Annotated in this window: 22 protein-coding genes and 1 pseudogene; 3 read left to right on the top strand and 20 right to left on the bottom strand. The window is 40.3% G+C overall.

From position 1 onward, the window contains the following. Window positions 1–10 precede the first annotated feature (10 nt). The 15 genes from DXA07_RS08115 to DXA07_RS08050 all read right to left on the bottom strand — a co-directional run bounded on the left by DXA07_RS08115 (window position 11) and on the right by DXA07_RS08050 (window position 10,870). Entirely contained in the window at window positions 11–292 is a 282-nt protein-coding gene (locus DXA07_RS08115) for a hypothetical protein (RefSeq protein WP_004854055.1), read from the bottom strand. Between the two features lie 20 nt (window positions 293–312). Next, complete coding sequence (locus DXA07_RS08110; protein ID WP_004854052.1) at window positions 313–1,188, bottom strand: ASCH domain-containing protein; 876 nt, start codon at window positions 1,186–1,188, stop codon at window positions 313–315. Window positions 1,189–1,279: 91 nt separating this feature from the next. After that, the gene (locus tag DXA07_RS08105) at window positions 1,280–2,200 is read right to left on the bottom strand and encodes a GNAT family protein (protein ID WP_004854051.1); all 921 of its coding nucleotides are present in this window, start codon (window positions 2,198–2,200) and stop codon (window positions 1,280–1,282) included. A gap of 77 nt (window positions 2,201–2,277) precedes the next feature. Then, window positions 2,278–2,403 carry a hypothetical protein gene (locus tag DXA07_RS13730; protein WP_275950341.1) on the bottom strand — a complete coding sequence of 42 codons (126 nt, stop codon included), beginning with the start codon at window positions 2,401–2,403 and terminating at the stop codon, window positions 2,278–2,280. A gap of 152 nt (window positions 2,404–2,555) precedes the next feature. Then, on the bottom strand, window positions 2,556–2,828 hold the full coding sequence (locus DXA07_RS08100) for a hypothetical protein (protein ID WP_004854047.1): 273 nt from the start codon (window positions 2,826–2,828) through the stop codon (window positions 2,556–2,558). Between the two features lie 15 nt (window positions 2,829–2,843). Beyond that, window positions 2,844–3,110, bottom strand: a complete 267-nt coding sequence (locus DXA07_RS08095; RefSeq protein WP_118484215.1) for a hypothetical protein — start codon at window positions 3,108–3,110, stop codon at window positions 2,844–2,846. Between the two features lie 286 nt (window positions 3,111–3,396). Further along, window positions 3,397–3,630, bottom strand: a complete 234-nt coding sequence (locus DXA07_RS08090; RefSeq protein ID WP_044998409.1) for a hypothetical protein — start codon at window positions 3,628–3,630, stop codon at window positions 3,397–3,399. 146 nt (window positions 3,631–3,776) lie between these two features. Then, window positions 3,777–5,738 (bottom strand): type IV secretory system conjugative DNA transfer family protein, encoded by a 1,962-nt coding sequence (locus tag DXA07_RS08085; RefSeq protein WP_118484213.1) that lies wholly within the window; start codon window positions 5,736–5,738, stop codon window positions 3,777–3,779. After that, a complete protein-coding gene (locus DXA07_RS08080) occupies window positions 5,738–6,583 on the bottom strand; it encodes a hypothetical protein (protein ID WP_118484211.1) in 846 nt (281 codons plus the stop codon). Before DXA07_RS08080 ends, DXA07_RS08085 begins: the two co-directional genes overlap by 1 nt. A 65-nt stretch (window positions 6,584–6,648) precedes the next feature. Beyond that, window positions 6,649–7,038 (bottom strand): hypothetical protein, encoded by a 390-nt coding sequence (locus DXA07_RS08075; protein WP_118484209.1) that lies wholly within the window; start codon window positions 7,036–7,038, stop codon window positions 6,649–6,651. A gap of 13 nt (window positions 7,039–7,051) precedes the next feature. Next, window positions 7,052–8,083 carry a hypothetical protein gene (locus DXA07_RS08070; protein ID WP_118484207.1) on the bottom strand — a complete coding sequence of 344 codons (1,032 nt, stop codon included), beginning with the start codon at window positions 8,081–8,083 and terminating at the stop codon, window positions 7,052–7,054. A gap of 120 nt (window positions 8,084–8,203) precedes the next feature. After that, window positions 8,204–9,517 carry a type IV secretion system DNA-binding domain-containing protein gene (locus DXA07_RS08065; protein WP_118484205.1) on the bottom strand — a complete coding sequence of 438 codons (1,314 nt, stop codon included), beginning with the start codon at window positions 9,515–9,517 and terminating at the stop codon, window positions 8,204–8,206. Window positions 9,518–9,519: 2 nt separating this feature from the next. Beyond that, window positions 9,520–10,062, bottom strand: coding sequence for a hypothetical protein (locus tag DXA07_RS08060; protein WP_118484203.1), 543 nt, complete (start codon window positions 10,060–10,062; stop codon window positions 9,520–9,522). Between the two features lie 11 nt (window positions 10,063–10,073). Further along, entirely contained in the window at window positions 10,074–10,472 is a 399-nt protein-coding gene (locus DXA07_RS08055) for an SMI1/KNR4 family protein (protein WP_044998407.1), read from the bottom strand. 77 nt (window positions 10,473–10,549) lie between these two features. Then, a complete protein-coding gene (locus tag DXA07_RS08050; protein WP_118484201.1) occupies window positions 10,550–10,870 on the bottom strand; it encodes a hypothetical protein in 321 nt (106 codons plus the stop codon). Window positions 10,871–11,283: 413 nt separating this feature from the next. On the opposite strand from DXA07_RS08050, the gene DXA07_RS08045 reads away from it, so the two are divergent. The 3 genes from DXA07_RS08045 to DXA07_RS14090 are packed head-to-tail and all read left to right on the top strand — an operon-like array spanning window position 11,284 to window position 11,975. Beyond that, window positions 11,284–11,631: a hypothetical protein gene (locus DXA07_RS08045; protein WP_118484199.1), complete on the top strand. Its 348-nt coding sequence runs from the start codon at window positions 11,284–11,286 to the stop codon at window positions 11,629–11,631. A gap of 1 nt (window position 11,632) precedes the next feature. After that, window positions 11,633–11,788: a hypothetical protein gene (locus DXA07_RS13060; protein ID WP_182427508.1), complete on the top strand. Its 156-nt coding sequence runs from the start codon at window positions 11,633–11,635 to the stop codon at window positions 11,786–11,788. Further along, window positions 11,760–11,975, top strand: coding sequence for a hypothetical protein (locus DXA07_RS14090; protein WP_348980797.1), 216 nt, complete (start codon window positions 11,760–11,762; stop codon window positions 11,973–11,975). Before DXA07_RS13060 ends, DXA07_RS14090 begins: the two co-directional genes overlap by 29 nt. Window positions 11,976–12,128: 153 nt before the next feature. Here the strand turns inward: DXA07_RS14090 and DXA07_RS08035 are convergent. The 5 genes and pseudogenes from DXA07_RS08035 to DXA07_RS08015 all read right to left on the bottom strand — a co-directional run bounded on the left by DXA07_RS08035 (window position 12,129) and on the right by DXA07_RS08015 (window position 21,616). Beyond that, window positions 12,129–13,372: pseudogene (locus tag DXA07_RS08035) on the bottom strand (IS256 family transposase). 252 nt (window positions 13,373–13,624) lie between these two features. Continuing rightward, a complete protein-coding gene (locus DXA07_RS08030; protein ID WP_118484197.1) occupies window positions 13,625–13,915 on the bottom strand; it encodes a RyR domain-containing protein in 291 nt (96 codons plus the stop codon). A gap of 19 nt (window positions 13,916–13,934) precedes the next feature. Beyond that, window positions 13,935–18,185 carry a hypothetical protein gene (locus DXA07_RS08025; protein ID WP_118484195.1) on the bottom strand — a complete coding sequence of 1,417 codons (4,251 nt, stop codon included), beginning with the start codon at window positions 18,183–18,185 and terminating at the stop codon, window positions 13,935–13,937. After that, window positions 18,182–18,919, bottom strand: coding sequence for a protein phosphatase 2C domain-containing protein (locus DXA07_RS08020; protein WP_118484193.1), 738 nt, complete (start codon window positions 18,917–18,919; stop codon window positions 18,182–18,184). Before DXA07_RS08020 ends, DXA07_RS08025 begins: the two co-directional genes overlap by 4 nt. Window positions 18,920–19,030: 111 nt before the next feature. Next, on the bottom strand, window positions 19,031–21,616 hold the full coding sequence (locus DXA07_RS08015) for a hypothetical protein (RefSeq protein WP_118484191.1): 2,586 nt from the start codon (window positions 21,614–21,616) through the stop codon (window positions 19,031–19,033). Window positions 21,617–22,077: the final 461 nt, after the last annotated feature.

Below are 22,077 nucleotides of genomic sequence, written 5' to 3'. Positions count from 1 at the left end.
CTCACTCATATCACTCGTCTTCCTCCGACATCTGATATCCCGGAGCAATCACAAAATGCTTCCTGTCGATTCCATTGTCATCGTTGCATCTGAAATAATAAACGTCGACAAACCAAGAATCTTCAAACTCTCTGACATAGACAGAACACAGATTACCCACGCCATAATCAAAAGTCAGGCTGTCAATCTCTAAGAGTTCCGTCTCACAGTTATCCAATGCCGGATAGCTATCCTTGTCGATGGTAGGATTTTTGTATATAACTCTCTCGATTGTCCGCAAGCTGTCCAACATGAATCAGTCCTTTCCCATTCTCATGAATCTTTCTCTTTGTTATCGTTCAACCAAGACAGGAGCTCTCTCCTTTTAACAAAATCCGCCACCAACCTGAACTCAATTCCGACCACACCATACTTCTTTTCTTCTTCCTCAGAGTAATATGCCAGCATATCCCGGTAATCAGCTGCGGCACGATCATCCGACTCATACCCACACTTGGACAACGGAAGATTCTCATATAATTCCTTAAACGAAGGAAATCTGTGAATCTTCAAAACCTCAACCAAAAGCTTCTGATCCGGCTCACCAACCATAAAGAAATGTATTGCATCTCCTTCCCTGATCTGCGAACGCTTTTCATCGAAGAGCCTCAGTTCGATTGTCTTTTTCCCGGATTGAATCTTGCGAAACGGTTCCTTATTCAACTTCATTTCAAAGAGCTTCGGCCTTGCCGCTCTTTCTTCTTCCGTTTCTGACGCCCTTATCTTTTCCCATGTATAATCAAACGCCTCGGAGATTTGATTTGATACGGCTTTATCGGCAAGGGAAAAGCTATTAAAAAGACACCCAGGATCCTGCGGCAGTTCATACGGTATATCACACTTTTCCGGATTCAAGACGTATACGATTGCGTCAATCAGTTCGCCCTCGCAGTAGGCATTAACCGGTTTCTTTATGTATATATCCGGAACTCTTGCAAATTTATCGAGTGCTTCCTCTGCTGCCGCATCAATCTCCCATACAGACATGGTAACCGCATGCTTCTCGCTTTCCTCGATTGTGATGACAGACCGAAAAGCATATCGGAACCCACGAAGTGTACCGTCTCCGATAAGGTTTTGGTATTGTTTGTCTGTACTCAAGTACATATACTCTGACATATCCGGATCATACACACATACGTATTTCATACTGCTTCACCCTCCTCATAATAGACATCTGTATCTACTGCCACTCTTTATGACAATGGACTGATTTATGCTGTGCGCCTCCATGAATATATCATTCAAATGGTGCTTTCAACAGCATCTCATACAGCTTGGCTCTATCAGCCTTTGTTTGTTCTGATTCTTCTGTATCTTCCGACATATCGCTAACCTCATCAGTAGCCCGACACGGAAGCGGCAGATCAAAATTCTGTTCATATTTCCTCTTCAGCATATTCTTTTCATTGTCGTTAAGAAGCGAAGCAAAATCAGTAAACAGCTTAACATACAAATCCAATATGCCATCGTAAGAACCAATGCAGTCAAGAATCTCGTCAACGGATGCTCTTACAGCAGGCATATCATCCAAATAATCCTCTATTGCGAAATCCTTACCGTCCGAATGCATAAATGACTCCGCAATCACTTCGGCCAATGTTGCCTCTTCGTTGCTTCTACGCACACACAACCGCCGGAAATCCTGCTCCAGGATTTCCATACGAACCAAGTCCTGCCAGTGTCCGTGACTCCACAGTGACTCATGATCTCGCCCACATTCCTTAAGCCCAGCCTTTTCATAGCAATGTTTAGCCCGTGAATTCTCCGAGTTGAGCGTCAGTCCCACTCGGTGACAGTTCAACTCATCGAAACAATATTCAAGCATCAGCTTGATTGTCTCCGTGCCATACCCTTTGTTCCAATGCTCTGACTCCCCAATGAGGATGCCGAGAAAAGCGTTTCTGTTATGCTGCTTAATTGTGGCGTTCCCCAGCAACAGTCCATCCTTATCCGTGATATTGAATATAAAGCCGCGCTCGCTTTTCGCCCATTTCTCTTCCTCTTCGTAGCCGGCGACCGCATTATTCTTGCCGATAAAGCAATTGAAGTCAGGATTGTTTACCCATTCCGTATACTTTAAAATCGCCTCAGTGTCACGCCTGAATGTACATAAATCAACGTGCTCGCCACGCAATCTTACCACACTACTACTACACATAGTAATCACCCTCCTTTGTCATTTCCCGCACCAACTATGGTGTCATGTCGAATTCCTACTTCCGCCTACTCATTCTCTTAAATGGCACCAAACAGCCCAAGCACATGTTGTTTTTCTGCCAGGTTATTTATAATCTCAAGCGAATCCTCTCCGCATACCCTTGCGATTCTGATCTCCAAAGGCTTGAAATTGCTCATCAGCAACAAGTATGTCTTCCCCGCATCCTCCACTTTGCCGATCCAGATGAATTCCTTCTCGTCCTCCAGCTAGATGATCTCTCCGTTTTCGATCATGTCTTCACATCCTCCCTTATCTCCGCCGCCGGCACTCATTTGAGCCGGCGACTTGCATTTACCTAATCCAATTTAGCCGACTTTATAGCTTCCATAAAGGTATCAAAATTTGCGTCTTCATGATAGTCCAGCAAATGAATCAAGGTTGCTTTCATCAACATTGCCACATTCTCCCTGTCCTCCGGGATGACATGGTTCTCAACAGCAACACTAATCATCTCCTCGACAATGCTTGCCATTTCCGCAATCTGGCTTCCGAGGTTGCTACCGTCAAGCTCGACCTCAATTTTTGTTGCTTCCTTGTTGTCAGCATCATAATGAATATCACATAACATAACCAATTCCTCCCTCTACTCGTTAAGTCCGAAAATCTTTGCAAAGCTCTCTATATCTGTCCCTTCCCGATTGCTCATCAAGCTAATCAGTACATCCTTAAATGTTGTAGATGTCTCCTCCCGGTCCCCCGGCATGCAATGCTTAATAACCACAATGTTAAGAATGCCGTCGATGAGACTTGCAATGTCAGCCAATTCATCGGCAAAATCCTTCCCGTAAAAATCGGCATCAACCTTTGTTGCATCGAGATCTTTGCTGTCATAATGAATATCACAAACCATAAGCGTGTGTCCTCCTTTGAATTGTTTTCTATTATGTATATCTGCAAGCTTTCCGATTTTGTCGCATGTGCAGACAAATCTTTCGCTTAAACCTACAATATCACAACTTCATCGCTGGTTTTTTTAGGGGAATACTTATGTATTTCTCCGTCATCGTCCTTCAGCGCGCGCACGTTATTATCTTTTTACAAATTATGGGGTTGGGCAACACCCCTACGGAGTCTAGCGTCTCGTAAGGATGCCGCTCTTCTAAACCCATTCTTACTACCAATGGTCTCTTCAAGCTTTATGCCGCATACAACTTATCCCAGATCCAAGCATCGACGCCGACATCTGCATTTGATGTAAATACATCATCCGTTGCAAAAATTACATGTCCACATCCTTCAAAGCTGATAAAAGTATGGAAAGATTTCTCACCCTTCTCACTCTTTTCATCCTTCTCACTCTGATCGTCATCCTTCTGTTTAAATGACTCTCCGTCCATCTGACTCCCACTAACATGATAATTCTTGTCCATAACGCGTCCTCCTTTGAATTGTTTTCTATTATGCATATCTACAAGCCTTCCGATTTTGTCGCATGTGCGGACAAATCTTTTGCCTAAGCCTACAATATCACAGCTTCAGCGATAATTTTTTTTGGGGAAAAGCACACTTATAAACTCTATGACTTCTCACTGTCACCACTGTCATCGTCCTTCAGCTCATGCTTGTTCTTCCTACTATTAGCATTCTTTCCTTTGCTATTGCTTTTCTTGTGAATCTGCTCCCTTTTCTTTTCTATACGTTTGTCCAACTCTATCTCAGCAATCCGCCTGTCGATAGCCTTTTCCATTTCTTCAACGGTCTTTGGTGTTTCTATGTGTCCGTCCCTGAACCTGATAAAACGATTTCCTTTTTCATCCTGCATGACTCCGTTGAAATTCAACCGCTTCATCTTCTGATCATTTTCTAAACGCTCTTCCTCTTCCAACTGTGCAATTTTGCGGTCAATCTCAGCTATCATCCTGTCAATATCTTCAGGCGGAATAATAGGTGTACCTTTCTTTTCTCTGCCATTCATCTCGTCCTTGTTCAAATCGACAACTGACAGTTCCATTTCACCCGGTTCACATCCAAATGGCAGAACCTCGTCAGATTTCGACTTACCGTTTTCCTCCGCCATCTTTTTTTCCATCAACTCACGTTTCTGTTTGTTAACAATCTCCTGAAAATCTATCGGATTCAAAGTCTGTCTCTCCCTCTCACAGACATTGACATGCTGCGTCGGCGACACCGGATACGCAGATATATCCGGTAAATATCCGACAAATGGGCGAGCCCGTTCAAGAAGCAGCAAGACCTCCCCCTTGTCCTTATTCAGATACCTCAAGTGATCCATTGACATCAACGGGTGTTTTGCACCGGTCAGTTCATCGGAATACAAGCCGCACATAGCCGATATTCTTTGCAGCAGCATAATGTCAGTCGAATACAAATACACCAGATTTGCGCAGTTTCCAAAGATAATCGATGCCCCTTTATTCTCATACAAAAGTCTCAACTGATCCATGCTCTGACAAACAATCAGCCAGCGAATATTACGGCTTCTGCCGGCTGTAATCTTCCCGGACATATTGTTTATCGCTGCAAGGTTACCGAATTCATCAAGTATGAAGTTGATTCTCCTCGGCAATCTGCCGTCATACTCCTCTTCCGCTATATCAATCAATCTCTCATACATCTGATCTATGGTCGCAGAAATAAGCTTGTTGTATACGCTGCCCTCGTCCTTGGTGATGATAAATACCGCGCACTTCTTCTCCACGAGGTCTCTCACATCAAACGTACTGTTTGCGGTTGCGTCGATAATATCCTCGTTCAAAACGAACGGTGTAAGACAAGATGTATATACCGAATATAAACCACCCTGTGTGTCACTCGGAGCGTTAATCGCAGGAGCCGCCAGCTTGTATGACGGCGCATCCTTAGCACCCGGGCGATTATAGTACTCTTTTATGTACTTCGATCTCCCATATTTCCCATCGCCTTGTATGTGAAGGTCATACAGATGATTGATGGTACACTCCTTTTCAGGGAGCAACTCTGCCTGAAGTAAGGATAATCCCGTCATATATGAAGCAGCAGTGAGATCCCAGAACCTGTCTTTCTCGCTCTTACGATCAGAAAACATTGTCTCACTAAATGCCTGAAACATCTCTGCCGCTCTTGATGTATTTCCTTCCTTATAGATCTTAGATGGATATTCAAGCGGGTTATACCTATCTCCACGAAGAGGTCTTCTGTAGTCAAGCACAATGACCTCATATCCTTTCTTCTCAAGTTCTCTGTACATGTATCTGTTAATCTCACCTTTCGGATCGTGAATAACCAGGTTCTCATTTTTCCGTATGCAGGAAAGAGTATACGGCATCAGGATCTTACGAGTTTTGCCGCTGCCCGAAGCACCCACAACAAATGTTGAAGCCTCCGAATCGTCTACATATGCAGTCCTTCCGGTGCTGATAATCGGCACGCCGGCTCCCATAACATCGCCCGACTCAAAATTCACCTCTGTATATCTGTCCTTGATTTCCTCTTCCGATTCAAAACGGACTTCCTCCGTAACATGTGTCGCATTGACCATTATCTTCCACCTCCACTAATACAAAATCCAACGCTGTTCCCCTCAGATACCTTGATATCCGGAAGTGCGCTGCTGATTGCCCTTTCAAAACATTCCACATCTACATTTCCGATTCCGACCAGAAACAGTTCATACTGAATCCGCTTGGCAATCAGTTCCAATGAACTATATCCGTCGAACTCCGTCTGCTCCCGCCACTCTGACAGTGCCGCCTTGAATTTCTTCTTGTAGGTATCCGGAAGTGAGATATCCACGTCCGCAAGTTTCTTCCACACATAATCAACTGACATCTCCAAATCCGGATGATCGAACTCAACCCTTACCATGTGAAGTATACGGTTCAGCGACATCTCCAGCTTCTCTTTCTCCGTAAACTCCGGCAACACGTGGAATATAAAGTGCATGTTATCCCTGTTCTGTTCTACAAACTCAAGCAGAGTACCAAAGTACGGATTGGTAAACAAATCCCTGCCCTCAAAACGTGAGAATGACAACAAAAATGTGCCATAAAAATTATTCTGCGTTGAAGCCGCCACACGTGGCGACGAGAAAAACAGATTGTACTCGCGCGGTGAATCATCACATGGAAAATCCAGTTCAAGGAAAGTACTCAATCCCCGAATATCATAGATATGATTCTCATCTATAATCCGGCTGTATACTTTCCCGTACTCCGTTGTGCCTGCACCGGACGGACTCACCAGCAGCAAATTTGGAACAAGCTGCTTGCAATATGAAGCATCCGATCTGGCAATCGTCTGAATCTGATACAAGGCAGTCTTTGCCTTCGCGTCAATATTTAACTTTTCAATATTTTTTTCAATGGATTCTTGTACTTTGTTCATAAAAAATGCGCCTCCTTCGTCATCTTGTTTTTTATAATGTTTCGTAATTAAAAATCTTTATCTTGTTATTCCAACCAGTACAAATCCGTCTGTGTATCCCCACATTGCTTATCAAGCTGATGGGCTTCTACAATCGAATAAATACACCTCCCGATTCCATACAACCAGGCAAATGCAAGCACAGCGCTAAGTCCCAGCACAAGGAATAAGAGACACACGATGGTTCCCCACAGCGGATTCATCAGCAGACTGGTAAACTGCCCGGAAAAATATGTCTTCAGCACCCCGCCGATCAATTTAAACAGTACACTTCCCGCATAAAACGTGCCCACAAAGTAAAACGGAAGCAACAACATTTCCCAACATACAGAATCAGACCTGTACGCCCAAACAAGCGCAACAATAACTCCGATTCCAGCTGCAACTAATATACGAATAACCTCTCGCTTCATCATGTGTCTCATCCTCCTATCTCATGTCCAGATATCCTTCAACGCCATTGCATAACTTCACAAAGGCAACGCCTACGGGTATCGCCGTTAAGTTCTCAGGCTTCAATCTGGTATCACGGCTTTGCCTTACCGTCACATTTTTATTGTGCGTCGTAGGCGATAAAAATGACCTGCTGTTTCCTGTGCTGATATCACTGTAAAGTCGGTCATACTCACCGAAGTAGTATTCAGAGATTGCTCTTGCGCTGCCATATGCCGCATGGTTAAATGCCACAACCGAACATACACGGTTTGTCAGCCCCATGTTGTCCGCGTATTGCGTAATGTCTGCTCCGCTCAATATGAGTCGGACATTTCGGAAGTTGTCCCTGATAATCGGTGCATCTACATACACATCATCCAAAACCAGTGTGAAGTTCTGACCTTCCTCTGCTTTTTCCTGAACGATGGCCAGACATTGCTTTGTGATGGCCGACTGACTTCCATAGACAGCCTTGACAACTACCCGTCCATTTCGCAGTCCCGAATCAACAGAAGTTCCATTGGCATTCCCATGGCTGCGTGTCAATCGTTCTATCCTACACATGCCACGGACGGAGCTGGCCGCCATATGCCTGTCATATCTGCTGAGAAGATCCATCGCACGCTCTCTCTGTCCTCGGACGGAAAGCAATTTCTCCTGCCAGCCAATACCCAGCCAATCGATCTGACTTAAACTTGCAAGCGTAAGCGGTTTTCCAAGCACCTCACAAACCTCAAGCGCAAAAGAAAAGAAGAAGGAAAGGTCATCATCTTTTTCGTTTTCAGTCAGAAGAGATATCATCTGTGCCTTTGTCATTCCCTCATAAATGTTATCGTGCCAGTTTTCAGCGTTAATACCATAATGCCGCAGTCTCTCAACTGTCATGTACGGATTTCCATTATGCAACATTACCGTGCACCCCGGGAAAGCACGGACGATGCCTGTAAGGAACACGCTTCGTTCCTCATCCGTGCCGCCGGAAATCAAAATAGAATCACGGCTCACCCCGCTCAAAAACTCACGCATAGGTATTCTGTTCCTTACAGGAAACGTCTGCCTCTTATTTAAGCCTGAAACATGTTTCGACAAATACATCTCATTACTAGCAAATAACGTTGATAACAGGTTTGCCACTTCAACCACCTCTCAATCAATCTGAAACAGATATGTTATACCGTCTGCATTTTTCACATAACATTGACCTAAGCCAAGCCGATTGAAGTCTGCATCCTCTATGATGTAACCTTCTCTGCGCTCGCTCATACAGCCGCCTGGAGAGAGCACCATATACTCCGATATAGTTTTGCCGAAGTCTTCCTTAATGTAATTCCTCGTGGTCGGATCGTTTGCTCTGAAATACAGCTTATTACACATACCGGCAAGCATCGCAATCGCATCGTGTTCCCCGTATATTGATTTGAGCTGCTCAATACTTTGAAGTCCGACGATGACCATCAATCCTTTGGCACGCCCGAGATTCACAGCCTGTGCGATATCTGTCTTCCCCATCGTCACGAGCTCATCACATATAAGTATGGTTTTTCCGACATTGTTGTTCTGGGAAAGTACTTCCTTCAGCATAAGATTTACCAGGGAACCATAAATCGGAACCTGGGATGCCTTATACGCCATATCATAGTTAATAAACAGCGCCTTCTTATCCTTCGCTCTTACAAACTCCCGAATCGAGAAATCCCCGTCATCGGCAAAAACATCAATCAAGGTCTGCAAAGCGGTCGTGACCAGTTCTCCAAAGACACCTAACGCCTGGAGATTGTCGCCGTTTCCTCTGTTGCCAAGAATCATGTTTAATACCCCCGATTCTCCACAATCCTCGATCAAACGCATATAAGAATGTTCATCAAACTGCAGGAAGAAATCTCTTAATGCCCTGTTTGACCACTGTTTTCTCGCATGTAGGTTGTTCAAGCCCCGCTTGATATATGAAATGATTACGCAAAACATGAGTTCTCTCGCTCCTTGCACAAAGAACTGCTCCTTAGAGTCCTTCTTATCTGCAAAGAGGTGAGCTACAAATTCGCGTGTATTGAGCTCAATCATATTCATGTCATAGCCATCACTGAGGATATCCCGGAATATGCTCCACCTCACACTTCTATTTGAGTTCACTCCCTGTTCTATGACCAAATCACCGGGTTTCATCAAACTGTTGAAATCATTCTTTGCCTGGATGATGATCATGGAATAGTCTTCTATCATGTTGTACCGCAGATCCTTGATCATCTTGGAAAGGCAATAGCTCTTTCCGGAACCTGTTGCGCCTATCAGAGCTGTACCTTTCACCAGATGATCGGCGGTAAACTCCATATTCGCGAATCCGGTAGGTCCTGTATCAGCAATTCCAATCCCCGGAATCTTAATAAGCGGATCGTCGTATGTAGGCGGCTCTTGCAGACCACTTGTACCTAAAATTCTCCTCACACTTTGTCCATACATCATTATCACCTCCACATTGCATATCCATTACTCATATTCTTGCCGACATTACTTTCATGTGAATATTCAGCATTTGAAGCTAACTTGGAATATTCACGATTCTGCTCATTCCCATTCGACTGGCTGTAGCTGTTTTCTGCTCCCTTATAGCATGGATTTGACAACTCGTGCGCTTCCGGAGCATGAGGTGGGTTGTTCCCAAATGAGTGCATCTCATGTGTTTCCGGATCATAGTAACCGTTGGTAACCGAGTGATAACCGTTCTGTTCATTGACATTTCCCATGTTATGCGCCGCTAAATGATCCTCATGTGTCAGAAATTGGATATTATCGGCTGACGAAGCATATTCAGGATATTGTGAGACCGATTTCATATGCTGCCCCTCGTAGCCGGATACCCGTCCTTTTTCCATAAGTTCTCTCTGCTGTTCACTATTCCAGTTCACGGTACCCTTTCCCTGACAAACAAGCGTCTTTTCTCTACTCCATGCATCTCTCACAGCTTTCTGACGATCTCTGATCAACTGAAGCTTTTCTTCTCTTGTCATAGGAACACCCCCTAATCAAGAGCCGAAAGTTCATCGGCAAGAAAATCCACCAATGAATCCCACTCAAGCTGAACTGTGTAGCCATTTTCATGATCAAGCAGAGCAATCTTGCCATCTGCTGTAACAACAATCGGATCTCCGAATGACATAGCTCCAATTTCCAGCCACCGTGAAGATGCCGCGCTTCCATCCGTATAGCGTAGTACCTTCCTCACAGGATAAACCTCTGTTCCCGGCACACCAATCTCGACACCGTCTGTAACTCTGTAGAAATCAAGAACCTGTGAAGGAACAAACGGATAGTTTTTCTTCATTTCCGATATAGCCTTGGCATCTGCTGGCGGATGAATATCTATCCTGTAGCTACTGTGCTCCTCCATCTGCATTAACAAATCTTCTACTGTCTTCATGTGCATCACTCCTTTGAATTTTTTGCTCTGCCTCTTTTTCATAGCCTACATAAGGTAAATCCGTGTAAACCTGAAAATTATCGCACAGATTCCCCTCTTACAATAGTGTTAAGCCAGGCTTGTCTATTCGCTTCAATCAAACTTTTCGGATTCAATATAAATGACGATAGCTGCCTGATTACTGCGCTCACAACATTCTGAAAAACATCTTCCCAGTTTGAATAGCCAACACGATTTATGATCTTATATTTCGTATCGCATTGAAGTACAAAGTAAAGTTCGGCATAAGTCCAATCCTTGAGTTTCTCATCCTGCAAGCCATTTTTTAACCTTTCAAAAAACTCTTGTGATGCAAAACGCATACCTACCACCTCTTCAAGTTTCTTCGTCTCATCCATACCTTTTTCTCCTATCAAATTTTGCCATTATTGGTTTGATGTCATCTTTGTTCTATAGATAGTTAATCACATCAATTTGAGAGAAAAAGCAGGGGGAAAATCCGCAACGCAAACCGCGCAGCGATTCGGAGAAGTAAATGTTTGCTTTCGCAAACCCAAATCGTGCGCCAAATTTTCCCCTTCGGATTTAACTTTTGCTATGGTGATATAACTTAGGCATAGCAATCAGACAGCTAATATTTTTAAAGGAGGATTTTGATATGCATTGGTCAGATTTGATAGCAGAGGAAATAATTAAAAGGAAGTTATCGATTTGCTTGGCAGAATAGTGCCGTGCTTATCTGATGTAAAAGCAATTTGCTGATGGATTATTTATTTAAGACAGTTAGATCACAGAGGAGGAAAGAAAAATTATGGAGAAAATCAAAGTGATTATTAAAGATGACCTTTTTAAGGCAATCGGATTAACGGTCGAGAAGTGTTCGGCTTATACAGAGGATTCAGATAGTTACGTAAGAATCAATGGCGAAATAGTTTGTAATGAAAAATGGGATGAGGATTATTGCTTGAAGGTAAAAGCAAATCTTTGCAATGAAGACGACGATGTTGTTCATATCGACTATGATTACGATGTGAAAAGATTTATTAAACTCGGGTATGAAACTTTTTCAATTAGCTGTTATAAAGGCAATGTCAAAAGCATCAAATGTGTTGAGATATATCCAATACTTATTATGGCATCAGAAAGAGAGGATGATTAAGATGGATGAACTTGAGATTACGAAGGATTTAATTCGTGTACTGGCATTTTATGGAATTGTTAAAGATTGGGATATGGATGAACTGCTTGATGAATATGAGCATTTGGGAATTCCGATAGTTTTGGTCAATGAGACTCTTCGTGAGGGTGCCGAGTAAGGAGGTTTTATGGAAGATCGACTGGCCTATGAGATGGTTATATGAAGGTGTAGACTTTGAACCCGGAGGAAAAGATCATGCAGCTCCCGGAGGCTCATATAACACCAGCCGAGTTATTGCAAAGGAGATTTCAAGCTGTTTTTTTATTAATCAGCAGACACTAATTACTTTGATAGCGAGACTATGAAAAAAAGTCTGTAAATAATAATCTTCTATGATAATGATTGAGCTGGAAGTGCTAAAATAGGCTTCCAGCTCTTGATTTATATATACGACATGATTTCGAGCATGTCAAGAGCGGCCGTCAAAAACGTCCTTCCCGTCATACTAACAGATTCTATTATTCCGGAAGTCTTCCATCGTACATAATGCTAAGCTCGCCGTAGACCTGTCCCCAGTTTCGAATGCTCATAGTCCATCTTTTGGTAGCTTCGAAAGTTGCCAGATACAGAGCTTTGAGGAGAGCTGTGTCACTTGGAAATACGCTTCTCTGTCGGTTGAGTTTCCGGTAGGTGGAATTCAGACTTTCGATAGCATTGGTCGTGTAAATGACCTTTCTGACATCCGGAGAGAACTTGAAAATGGGCGTTATTGCATCCCAGTTGTCATACCAGCGTTTCATGGAATTCGGGTATTTTGTGGTCCATTTCTCGGTGACGCGATCCAGAGCCAGTCTAGCTTTTTCTTCATCGGAAGCATGGTAAATCGTCTTTAAGTCGGCAGCAAACGCTTTTCTGTCCTTATCTGGAACGTATTTCAGAGTGTTTCTTACCTGATGCACAATGCATCTCTGATACTCTGTTTTCGGGAATGCAGCTGCGATTGCCTCTTTGATACCACTAAGACCGTCAGCACAGATAATCAGGATATCCTTTACCCCACGATTCTTCAGTTCATTTAATACGGACAGCCAGTATTTGGAGCTTTCATTATCGCCTACAGTGATTGAAAGAACCTCCTTTTTCCCTTCCGTGTTGATGCCCAGAATGACATATGCAGCTAGCTTTCTGATTACTCCATTGTCGCGCACAGAATAGTGAATAGCATCTATGTAGAGAATCGGATATACCTCATCCAGCGGGCGATTTTGCCAGTCTCAATCTGAGGCAGGATTTTATCTGTGACGTCTGAAATAAATCCTTCCGATGTCTCAAAACCATAGATATCTTCAATGGTTTCTGATATTTGCCAGGTTGTCATACCTTTCGCATACATGGATATAATCTTCTGGTCGATGTCAGAAATATCCTTCTGGCGTTTCTTTACTACCTGCGGTTCGAACGTTGATTTACGATCCTGCGGAACATCAATATCCATACTTCCATAGCTGCTGTTTAATCGCTTTGATTTATATCCGTTACGATAATCATCGCTATCAGAGCGCTCGGATTTTTGATAGCCAAGATGATCATCCATCTCTGCTTCCATCATTTCTTTGATGGTTCCTCCGAGCAGATCTTTGAGAGCATCCTGGATATCTTCAGCAGTTTCGATATCATACTCCTGAAGGAGTTGCTGAATGATATTTCGTTTTCCCTCTGTCATTACTACTTTGTGTACTGGTTTCTTTTCTCTTCTTGCCATAATTAAAGGCCTCCTATGATTTTTATTTTATCATAGAAGACCTTGCTACTATAAGCTATTTACAGAAAAAGTTTCACACACTCGTGCTGTAATAATTGAATAATGTCTGCATTGCATTTCTGTCAGATTTTATATCTGACAGGAGGCTTTGCAATTACCTACAAAATGTAGGTGCAACGACCTACAAAAAGTTTTTGCAACTTTATGCAAAAAGGTCTTGCAAAAAACATATTATAGATACACTACAAGTAATTACTGCTTGTCGCATGTTATTTTGTATCCCAGCTTAACAATGAGCTTCAATGTCTCAAGCGCTGTATTCCTGTCATACATTTTCTCGCTCTCAGGCAGTTCTTCGTATGGCACAAGCAACGGAGTTGTCTTCTTCTCCGGATTCTTTATCTCGCCCAATGTCCAGCCTTCTGATATTCGCCCTACCGCCCATACATCATGAACATTTGAGGCTATCTGCTCTGTTAATGCGAGTAAGTCCTCCGATAGTATTACATCATCTGTGTTAACCGGTTGTGGTTTGTACATCATTCATATCCTCCTTAATTCATTATTGGTTGTTTTCTCTTAACTTCTCATTTAACGTGTCTCCGATGCAGGCTAATTGCTCATCACTCCATTCACCCATATCTGTGATTTTAATATGGCGAAATCCTTTCGTAATAAAAAGTGCATCGCTCTCATCTTGATTACCGATCTTGCTTCCATATACCACATCATCAAAATATGCGATCCTATTGGGTTCATGATATCCATACTTTAGCGTCTCATAATAAGCCCGAAGTAGCAGCACCCTGTTGGTCTTCATCATTACTCTCTTAATTCTCGGAGAGGTAAATGCAAAGCTCACCTTATCGGAAGAATCCTCTCCTCTCAAACCATTGATAAAATGCTTGTCCTGTAGTTTCTCAAGCATTCTATATGAGTTTTCTTCGATGCGGCTGATATCCGCCACTTCCAGATTGTTATAACCCACCCTCACATATTTGCTTTCATTATATGCTCTAACTCCATAATAGTCCAACAAGATTCTCGGATCAGCAAACAACGTGTCAAACGCATGTCTATATTTTTTAGATACGGAGAATTTTACTATGTAGCTTTCACTTGTATAATTCTCTATAATATCATCCCTTAAAATATCTCGCTCTGATAATTCTCTAAGCAATCGACGCACAGTTTTCTCCGTGTATTCCGGCAATACAAAGGATAATTTCTCGGTGTATTCATTACACTCATTGCCAAGTATCTCAAATTGTGCCAACGGCTTATTTCTCAGCTCATATTCATCAATACAACTACATAGTGTCCTCCACGCATCTTTGTCTGATTCGTAAATCTGCCACAATGCTTCGTAATCTTTTTGATACTCCGGAATATCAGAAATAGCACTATCCGTTCCTTTAAGCGCAGCTATGTTTTCCATTGTTAAGAAAGAGGCATCATGAATATATTGCAGATAATCACAGCCATTATGTTTCGTAAAGTGTTTATTTCTCCAGTCAAAACTATAATATGCTATGCCGGCAGACTTTATGACACTTTTAAAAGCCTCGTACTTTTTCCCATCGTGGAATAATAAATTGCTGCACTCATATATACAGTTATCGCTTTGTAAGTACTGCACTATTTCATTATACGCCGCATCCTGTGACGGATTGCAATATAACAGTGTGCAACCTTCAAATCTGACATTTTGATACTTTCCGCTTTCTATTCCGCTTAACCCTTTCTCAAGCATATTCGTGGTGCCACATTCACGAGAACCTGCAATCACAAACCTTACTTGGCAATGTATCTCTCTGCTGTCCAGATATCCAAGCACTGCCTTTAAGCCAGTCATAACCTTATCTACATCTGAATGCTCATCGCAATAATATATATAATCTATTTTTTTCGGACACAACACAGTAACTGCCGCTACATTGTTCAGTCTGCCATTAAATTCTTCACTTTCATCAAACGCCACTACTACATGTTCTATAAAACTGTACGTCAGTATAAACGGTATCTTCCCAACCAACACGTCATCATACGACTTATAGTCACGATACAAGTTTGCTTCCATAACAGGAAAGAACGCTTTTTTTATCATGGCAATCCTTGTCTCGGCATCTTTTAACACGGCTTCCGAGGCACTACTCTCAAATATTTTTTTAAGTCTTTTCTCATAATTACTATATTGACGAGTATAATTTTCCACTCCCTCCAAAATGTTTTCCAAGCAGAAACAGTATTGTCTGAAGGCACCAGAAACATCTTCTCCACATTCTTCAGCCAATTTACGAAGTTTTTCTATATCACTTTCTCTTTGCATAGGGTTATTTTTCTTATATTCATTGGCTCGCTTTCTGAAGCATCGATGAAGTTTAATTGACATTAGATCCAATTCATCGAGATCTGGATCTATATCCGCAACATCCCACTTCTCACGTCCCGATTTGCTGTATTTGTTGTATTCCTCGGTACTCAGCGGAGTCTCTTCCGTTCCATACACTATGCATGGATGAGTGGATTCCAACTCATTCTTTACTTTTCCCTTTTGAACACACTGTTCAAGATCAAGGTTTCCGTTCTTGTCCCGTGGCGCTCTCCAACCGGCGGTCACTTTCTCCAATACCCACCTTCTATGCTCCAGCGCAACTACAGCATCAAATTTTTCCTTTGCGCACTTTCCTGCCTCTGAATCAATGTCTTTCTTTTGAAGAATTTCTTCAAAGAAAACATTCGCCGCCTCAGAAAGGTTTTTTACCACTATAGCATTTTCATTACAAGTTCCAGCGTCTTTCTCCAGAACAATCCCTATGCTGTACAGCTTATATCGTATAGATAAGGCAAATGCCAATGATGATTCATATCTATATCTGTCATTTAAAAATTTGTCTTTTGCCTCGTCCATATCTTTATTGAGCGAATTATCCCAAGATATATCGGCATTAAACGCCATCTGAACCAAATCTATATCTGAACTGAATGTCTCCGGCGTAATTCGCTCGTTAATACATACCGGGTATACATTTGATGTTCCGTCATCATCAACGCTAAACTCGCTAATATAACAAACAGGGCACAGTTTATCGTTCTCTTTTAGCATTTCGATTGCAATCGTCTCTGCAATAAATCTATTCGTTTCGGTATTTCCTGCTGCTACAAATACATAGTCATATTCTTTTAGCATCGGCTCGAGACATTCATTTATAATAACAGCATTTTTATGTTTTATGCTATCTATATTCTCATCTGAGGCTCCATCCTGTATTACCGTGAACCTGACAGTATCATCATTGTCTTTTAAATCTCGGAATACAAGATCCGCATACATGCAATCGTGTCTGCTTTTCTCAATAGAACCATTTACATTTACGAACCTTGTAAGCTCCGGTCTAAATTGTAAATAGCTCTCCTTATCCTTGTCTGCTTTATCTGATATCGACGTAATGTGTAACTTATACCCTTTGATCTGACCCGCCTGCAGACACTGGTCAATAAATATATGTCCATATGTCCCCGAACCTATAACTAAAATTTTTGGTTCTGTATTTCCGAATTCCAAGCTCTCGTATATAGGATGGTCATACAACATTTTTTGTATTGCAATAACCGGATCAGATATACCTGCCTCATTGAGCTTAACTACCTGCAAGGTTTCATTCTGTCCGATTCTATTGCAGTTTATTCGGGTTATAATCTCCAATGCCTTTTCTAAGTCGTCGAGGAGGTCTTCGCAAGCTTCATATCTTCCTCCCCTATAAGGTGCCAAGCACTTTTCAAGTATAGTTACAATTAGTGACATAAACTCTTCATTTGTGCCAGCCTCTCCACTTGTAAAAAATTTTGAAGATTTTACAAGTTGTCTTATTTCTCCATAAGTTTCATCTACGTAAAGTTCATTCCCTATACCATCTTTTACAATTATTGCATTAAATAGCACAGCTCCGATGGAATAAATATCTGCTCTATTATCTGGTTGATCTTCCATTTCTACAATTTCCGGAGCACAAAATCCATCTGTTCCCATTGGATTTAAATACTCTCCTCCCACCATATATAACGTGTTTACATCATACATGGATATCGTGTGCTCGTTAACAATCTGCCCCTCTCTATATGGCAACATGAAGTTTGATGGTTTTATGTCCAAATGTAATAACCCCGCCACATGAATTGACATTACTCCCTCTGTAAGAGCTATCACAGTTTGGATAACTTGCAGAAGTTTAAAGTCTGAATTACTTTCTGGATTCCGCTTTATCTCCTTAATAAACTCACCATAGCTCTGTCCTACAACACCTCTCGTCCATATATATCCGGATGTTGGCACAGCACCATCTATTGCTTCACTCAGAGCTTTAATGTCTACCTCATCATATACAGCAGGACTTTCTACATCTTCATCCAAGCGTCCATATAATAATTCCGGAATCTGAATAAAGTTACCCATTAGTCGGTTATCCTCAGATTCTAACATCTTGTCATTCAGCAAATTATATGCGTCCATATATTCATCACGCATTTTTACAAATCTGTCCAGAGTTCCCGCACCGGGAACTATTTGACCATTTTTTAACCTGAAAATAGAATAAACTATATTATTCTCAATATCGTCGGCAGGATAAAATTCCTTTAACAACCCTGCTTCCAAATGTCCGTTTCGATTTCGAACAGCCTCATAACATATAGCAGACCCTCCTTCGCCAACACGACCTGTAATCTGATATACTTCTTGATCATTTCCAGCCTTATTCCTTGATAACAATATGCGTTCACCGATTTTTAAATACGCTCTATTATCTATGCTCACTTTCCATCTCCCCCCTTCACCTCTGCCATAACAAGGTTATTGTCTTCATAATCATCCAGGCTAACAGCTATATAGCCGCAATCGTCTGTGAATTTAAAACTATCCAACAGTTGATTCAAATTTTTGAATTTACATCGTTCAAGATTATCGTTTATCCTTGCATCTGTATTAACATTTTTCCAAAAGCCATCTGTACACATAAATAGAGTTGTGCCTCTCTGCAATCCGAACTTCTTTACATCCATCACTTTCCACGCACTATCTGTTGTCACAAGGCACGGCTGTCCGGAAAACACTTTTGGATTTAATACTTTAATCATCTTCTTATCTGATCTTATCAATTCAATTGCAGAATCCCCAAGATTCACTGCTATCATTTCCCTGTTGTCCTTGTCAATAAATACTGTGCTCACAGTTGCAGCATACTCATATCTATCTTCCTTTTCCGTAATGTTATTTTTTCGTTCAATGAAACTCAATATATGCTCTGTGATTAGGTAAGCCAATTTCCTTGAATCATAGGAAAATACACGTCTTCTCTCAATCTTAAAAAAATTTATAACTGCTTCACATGCCAACTTCGCTCCTTCAGCACCATACTTACATTCCGTGACCCCATCTGAAATCACTGATGTTATATATCGTTCATCCTCATAGTACTGCACATAATCTTGACAAGCTTCTCCCTTTTCCAAATGATACATTCCTGTCTTTACATATTGATTAACAATCATAAGCTATCCTCCTTCCATTTGTGACTGATTATCGCATATGGAAAGAGAATAGTTTATAGGGGGAATCCAATATCTATCCTGAACTAAAGCGGAAAACTGCGGTATTTCTAGTCACTCAGACTGTAAAACATCGTTTTCAACTACAAATACACATAATGAAATTAAAACATACAAATCCAATATATTTTTTTCACTCATTCGTTGGAATCGAGCTTTTCCAAGCTCAATATCTATTTTATTTTTAAAATCGTCATATATATCCTTGAATGTTTCTACCCCACTTATTTTATCTAGTTCAAAACATAAATAATAATTATAATATACTGCAATAAATGTAGATCTGGAAATATCTTGTTTTTTTACAATTCTCTCCAGTAAAATTTCCCAAAGCAATGTCTTATCCAGTTTTATATTAAGGCTCTTTATTATAGCATCTAATTCGCTATCATTTTGATACTCTCTTCCGCAAAGAGCATATACTTTTCCTTCTTCGGCAATGTCTTCTGTGGCTTTCTTTGACTTCTTTATTTTTTTCCATTTGATATCCAAGCCTATACTTTTAAGCATCTCAACGTCATCTTGAAATAAATAGCCATTGTATAATCCTCCGGTTTTTTTTCTAATCATTGCTTGCAGTTCTTTCCCACTAATAAATGTATCGCTATTTGAATCTTCATATAATATTGTAAGAAGCTCCGCCAATTCGTTAATTTTTCTACTGCTTAACCATACGAATCTTTTATTTAATCGTTGTTCTATTAAGTCTATGATTAAGAAGAATTCTTTGTCATTTGAGCCTGTATATTTTTTTCTCAATTTTTCAGATAAACTCCATTTAACTATAGAATTTTCCTTGAAATATATAATATTAGATAACTCTAATACCCTGTCTGCAACTTCATCTGACTCAGCTGCCTCCTTTATATCTTTTATTTCTCGCTTTAATGTGCTACTATCAACATTCTTTACATACTCTTCTTCTAAGCTTCCTGACCATATTTCCATTGCATCACGTGCGTAAACCTCTTCGGACGATATAGCCGTTATAGATTTACCCTCATTGAACATAAAATCATACTCAGTACTCATTAAATAACTTCCAACCTCCGATGGTTCACAATCCAAAACACTTTCCATATATGAATTCTTATACCCGACAGTATCATTAGTCTCTCCAACTTTTATCGGATGTGTTATCTTCTCTTTGCTATTACTGCATTTATCTATTATCTTCTCAGCCATATCTATTCTTTCTCCGGGAGTCAAGTTCAAATCCTTCCTATATAAGAAGTACAAATATATCATTTCAGCATAATTTTTATAATTAATACCATCTCCTCTTGGTTCCGTCTCATAATCATTGCCTTCTCCTTTTCCGTTTCCTTGCAAACTTTTAATGTGTTTTTTCCTTTCATAACGATTTAATAAAAACTTCATAATGTTGTCACTGTAATAGTCTTCAAAAAGATACGCCTGCATGTCAGCACGTTTTCCAAACTCAGTTTCCACTTCCTTTGTATCTTCACTATAATGATCGTTCTTTTTTAAGGCCTCTGACATGTCAAACATAATGGCAAAATAATACAAATATTTTCTTGTGTTACCCCCGTTACTCTTAAAATCTCCATTTGCCAAATCTTCACATAAATTCAATAACTTCATTTTACGGTTACGTTTCTTTAAAACATCACAATATCTTTCCTCTAATGTTTTCTTTTTACCCTCTCTGCTTATATAGCATAATGAATGCAACTGTTTCTTGAAATCTACATTAAGAGCAGCAACAAAATCTATAAATTCTACAACTGCATTTGCCGGATAGTCGTTATTAAATATGTTATATAGTAATTTAATATTTTCTATTACACTCACATTTGTAAATTCAAATCTCAGTTTACACATAAGATTTTTCAGCTTAATGGTCGTTATTTCCTTCAAAATTATGTCCGAAATTATAATTGTTTCATTAGAATTAGAATCAACTATTTTCCCTTCTTTGGACATTAATACATATTTGTCAAAATTCTCAATAAGGCATTTTGTTTGTTTCAATGCTTGAGTTAAACTTCTATCAAAAATAGAATTATCTATTCTGGATACAGCTAACTCAAGTTTCTTTTGACTGTCTGACTGTAAATCATACTGTTCCTTTTCGCTAGCATTCATTTTTTCTTCTGCCCATTCAATAATCTCTCCTGTATTAAGTGTTTTGAAACCTTTACCGCCTCCCATAACAAACTTTTTCAATATAATTGTTCTGTTTTCATCATCTTTTTTTATATAAGTATCCGATTTTGTCAGGCGATGTATTATTCTGTTCATATAGTCACTTGTCATGGGAGTGTTTTTATATTCTTTATACAATATTGGCAAAAATTGATCACTTATTATTTCTGATCTGGTATGTATTGTTTTAATTACAGAATCATCTTTAATCAATTCATCAGGTGTTTTCTCAATTCCTACAGACTTACAAGCGCTTTCAAGTTCTATTCTTGCAGATGGAAGTCCACTATATCCACTTCTTCCCTTTTTGCGTGCTATATCATCTTTATCTTTTGCTTTCTTGTAAGCATTAAATCTATAAACTACATCCTCTCTGCCATATAATGACCTTATTTTTGACAGTTCTAAATTGATTTTTTCTCTGCGATTTTTCGTAAAATCATACATTTCCTCTGCTACTGTGTTTTCCATATCTTCGTTTCCTCCTTATAAATAGGTTTTTTTTACCAACAACTCTTCCCCTGCGTTGCCTCTAATACTGAGCTACTGTAGTTTCTTCAGGCTTGATTAATTTACTACTTTCTTACAGCTGTACAAGACTATGTAGCACATACAAGTCTTTGTTAATTTTATTACTCAAACTTCGCACATTAAAATGTGCCTATGCACCTTGAAAATTCAATAATAACTGGCATAAAAATAGCATGAAACCAATGGTTTTGGCAATAATTGAGTTGTCAAAAAACAATTACAAACCGGAAGCTCATGCTATGAATAAAAGTATAACACAAGTGACTCAAAATGATAAGCAGATTTCTAAATCTATCAAACCAATCTATCAAACCAGATAAATTTTCATTTTTTAAGCTGACAACCGTTTTCTCATCTTAAATCAAACAACGCAGTATGAGCAAACCTATTATAGTGATTCA

The sequence above is a fragment of the Clostridium sp. AM54-37XD genome, from assembly GCF_003478225.1.
Lineage (GTDB): Bacteria > Bacillota > Clostridia > Lachnospirales > Lachnospiraceae > Coprococcus > Coprococcus ammoniilyticus.
Note: the sequence above shows the minus strand (reverse complement) of the source record. Positions and strands in the feature narration are given on the sequence as shown.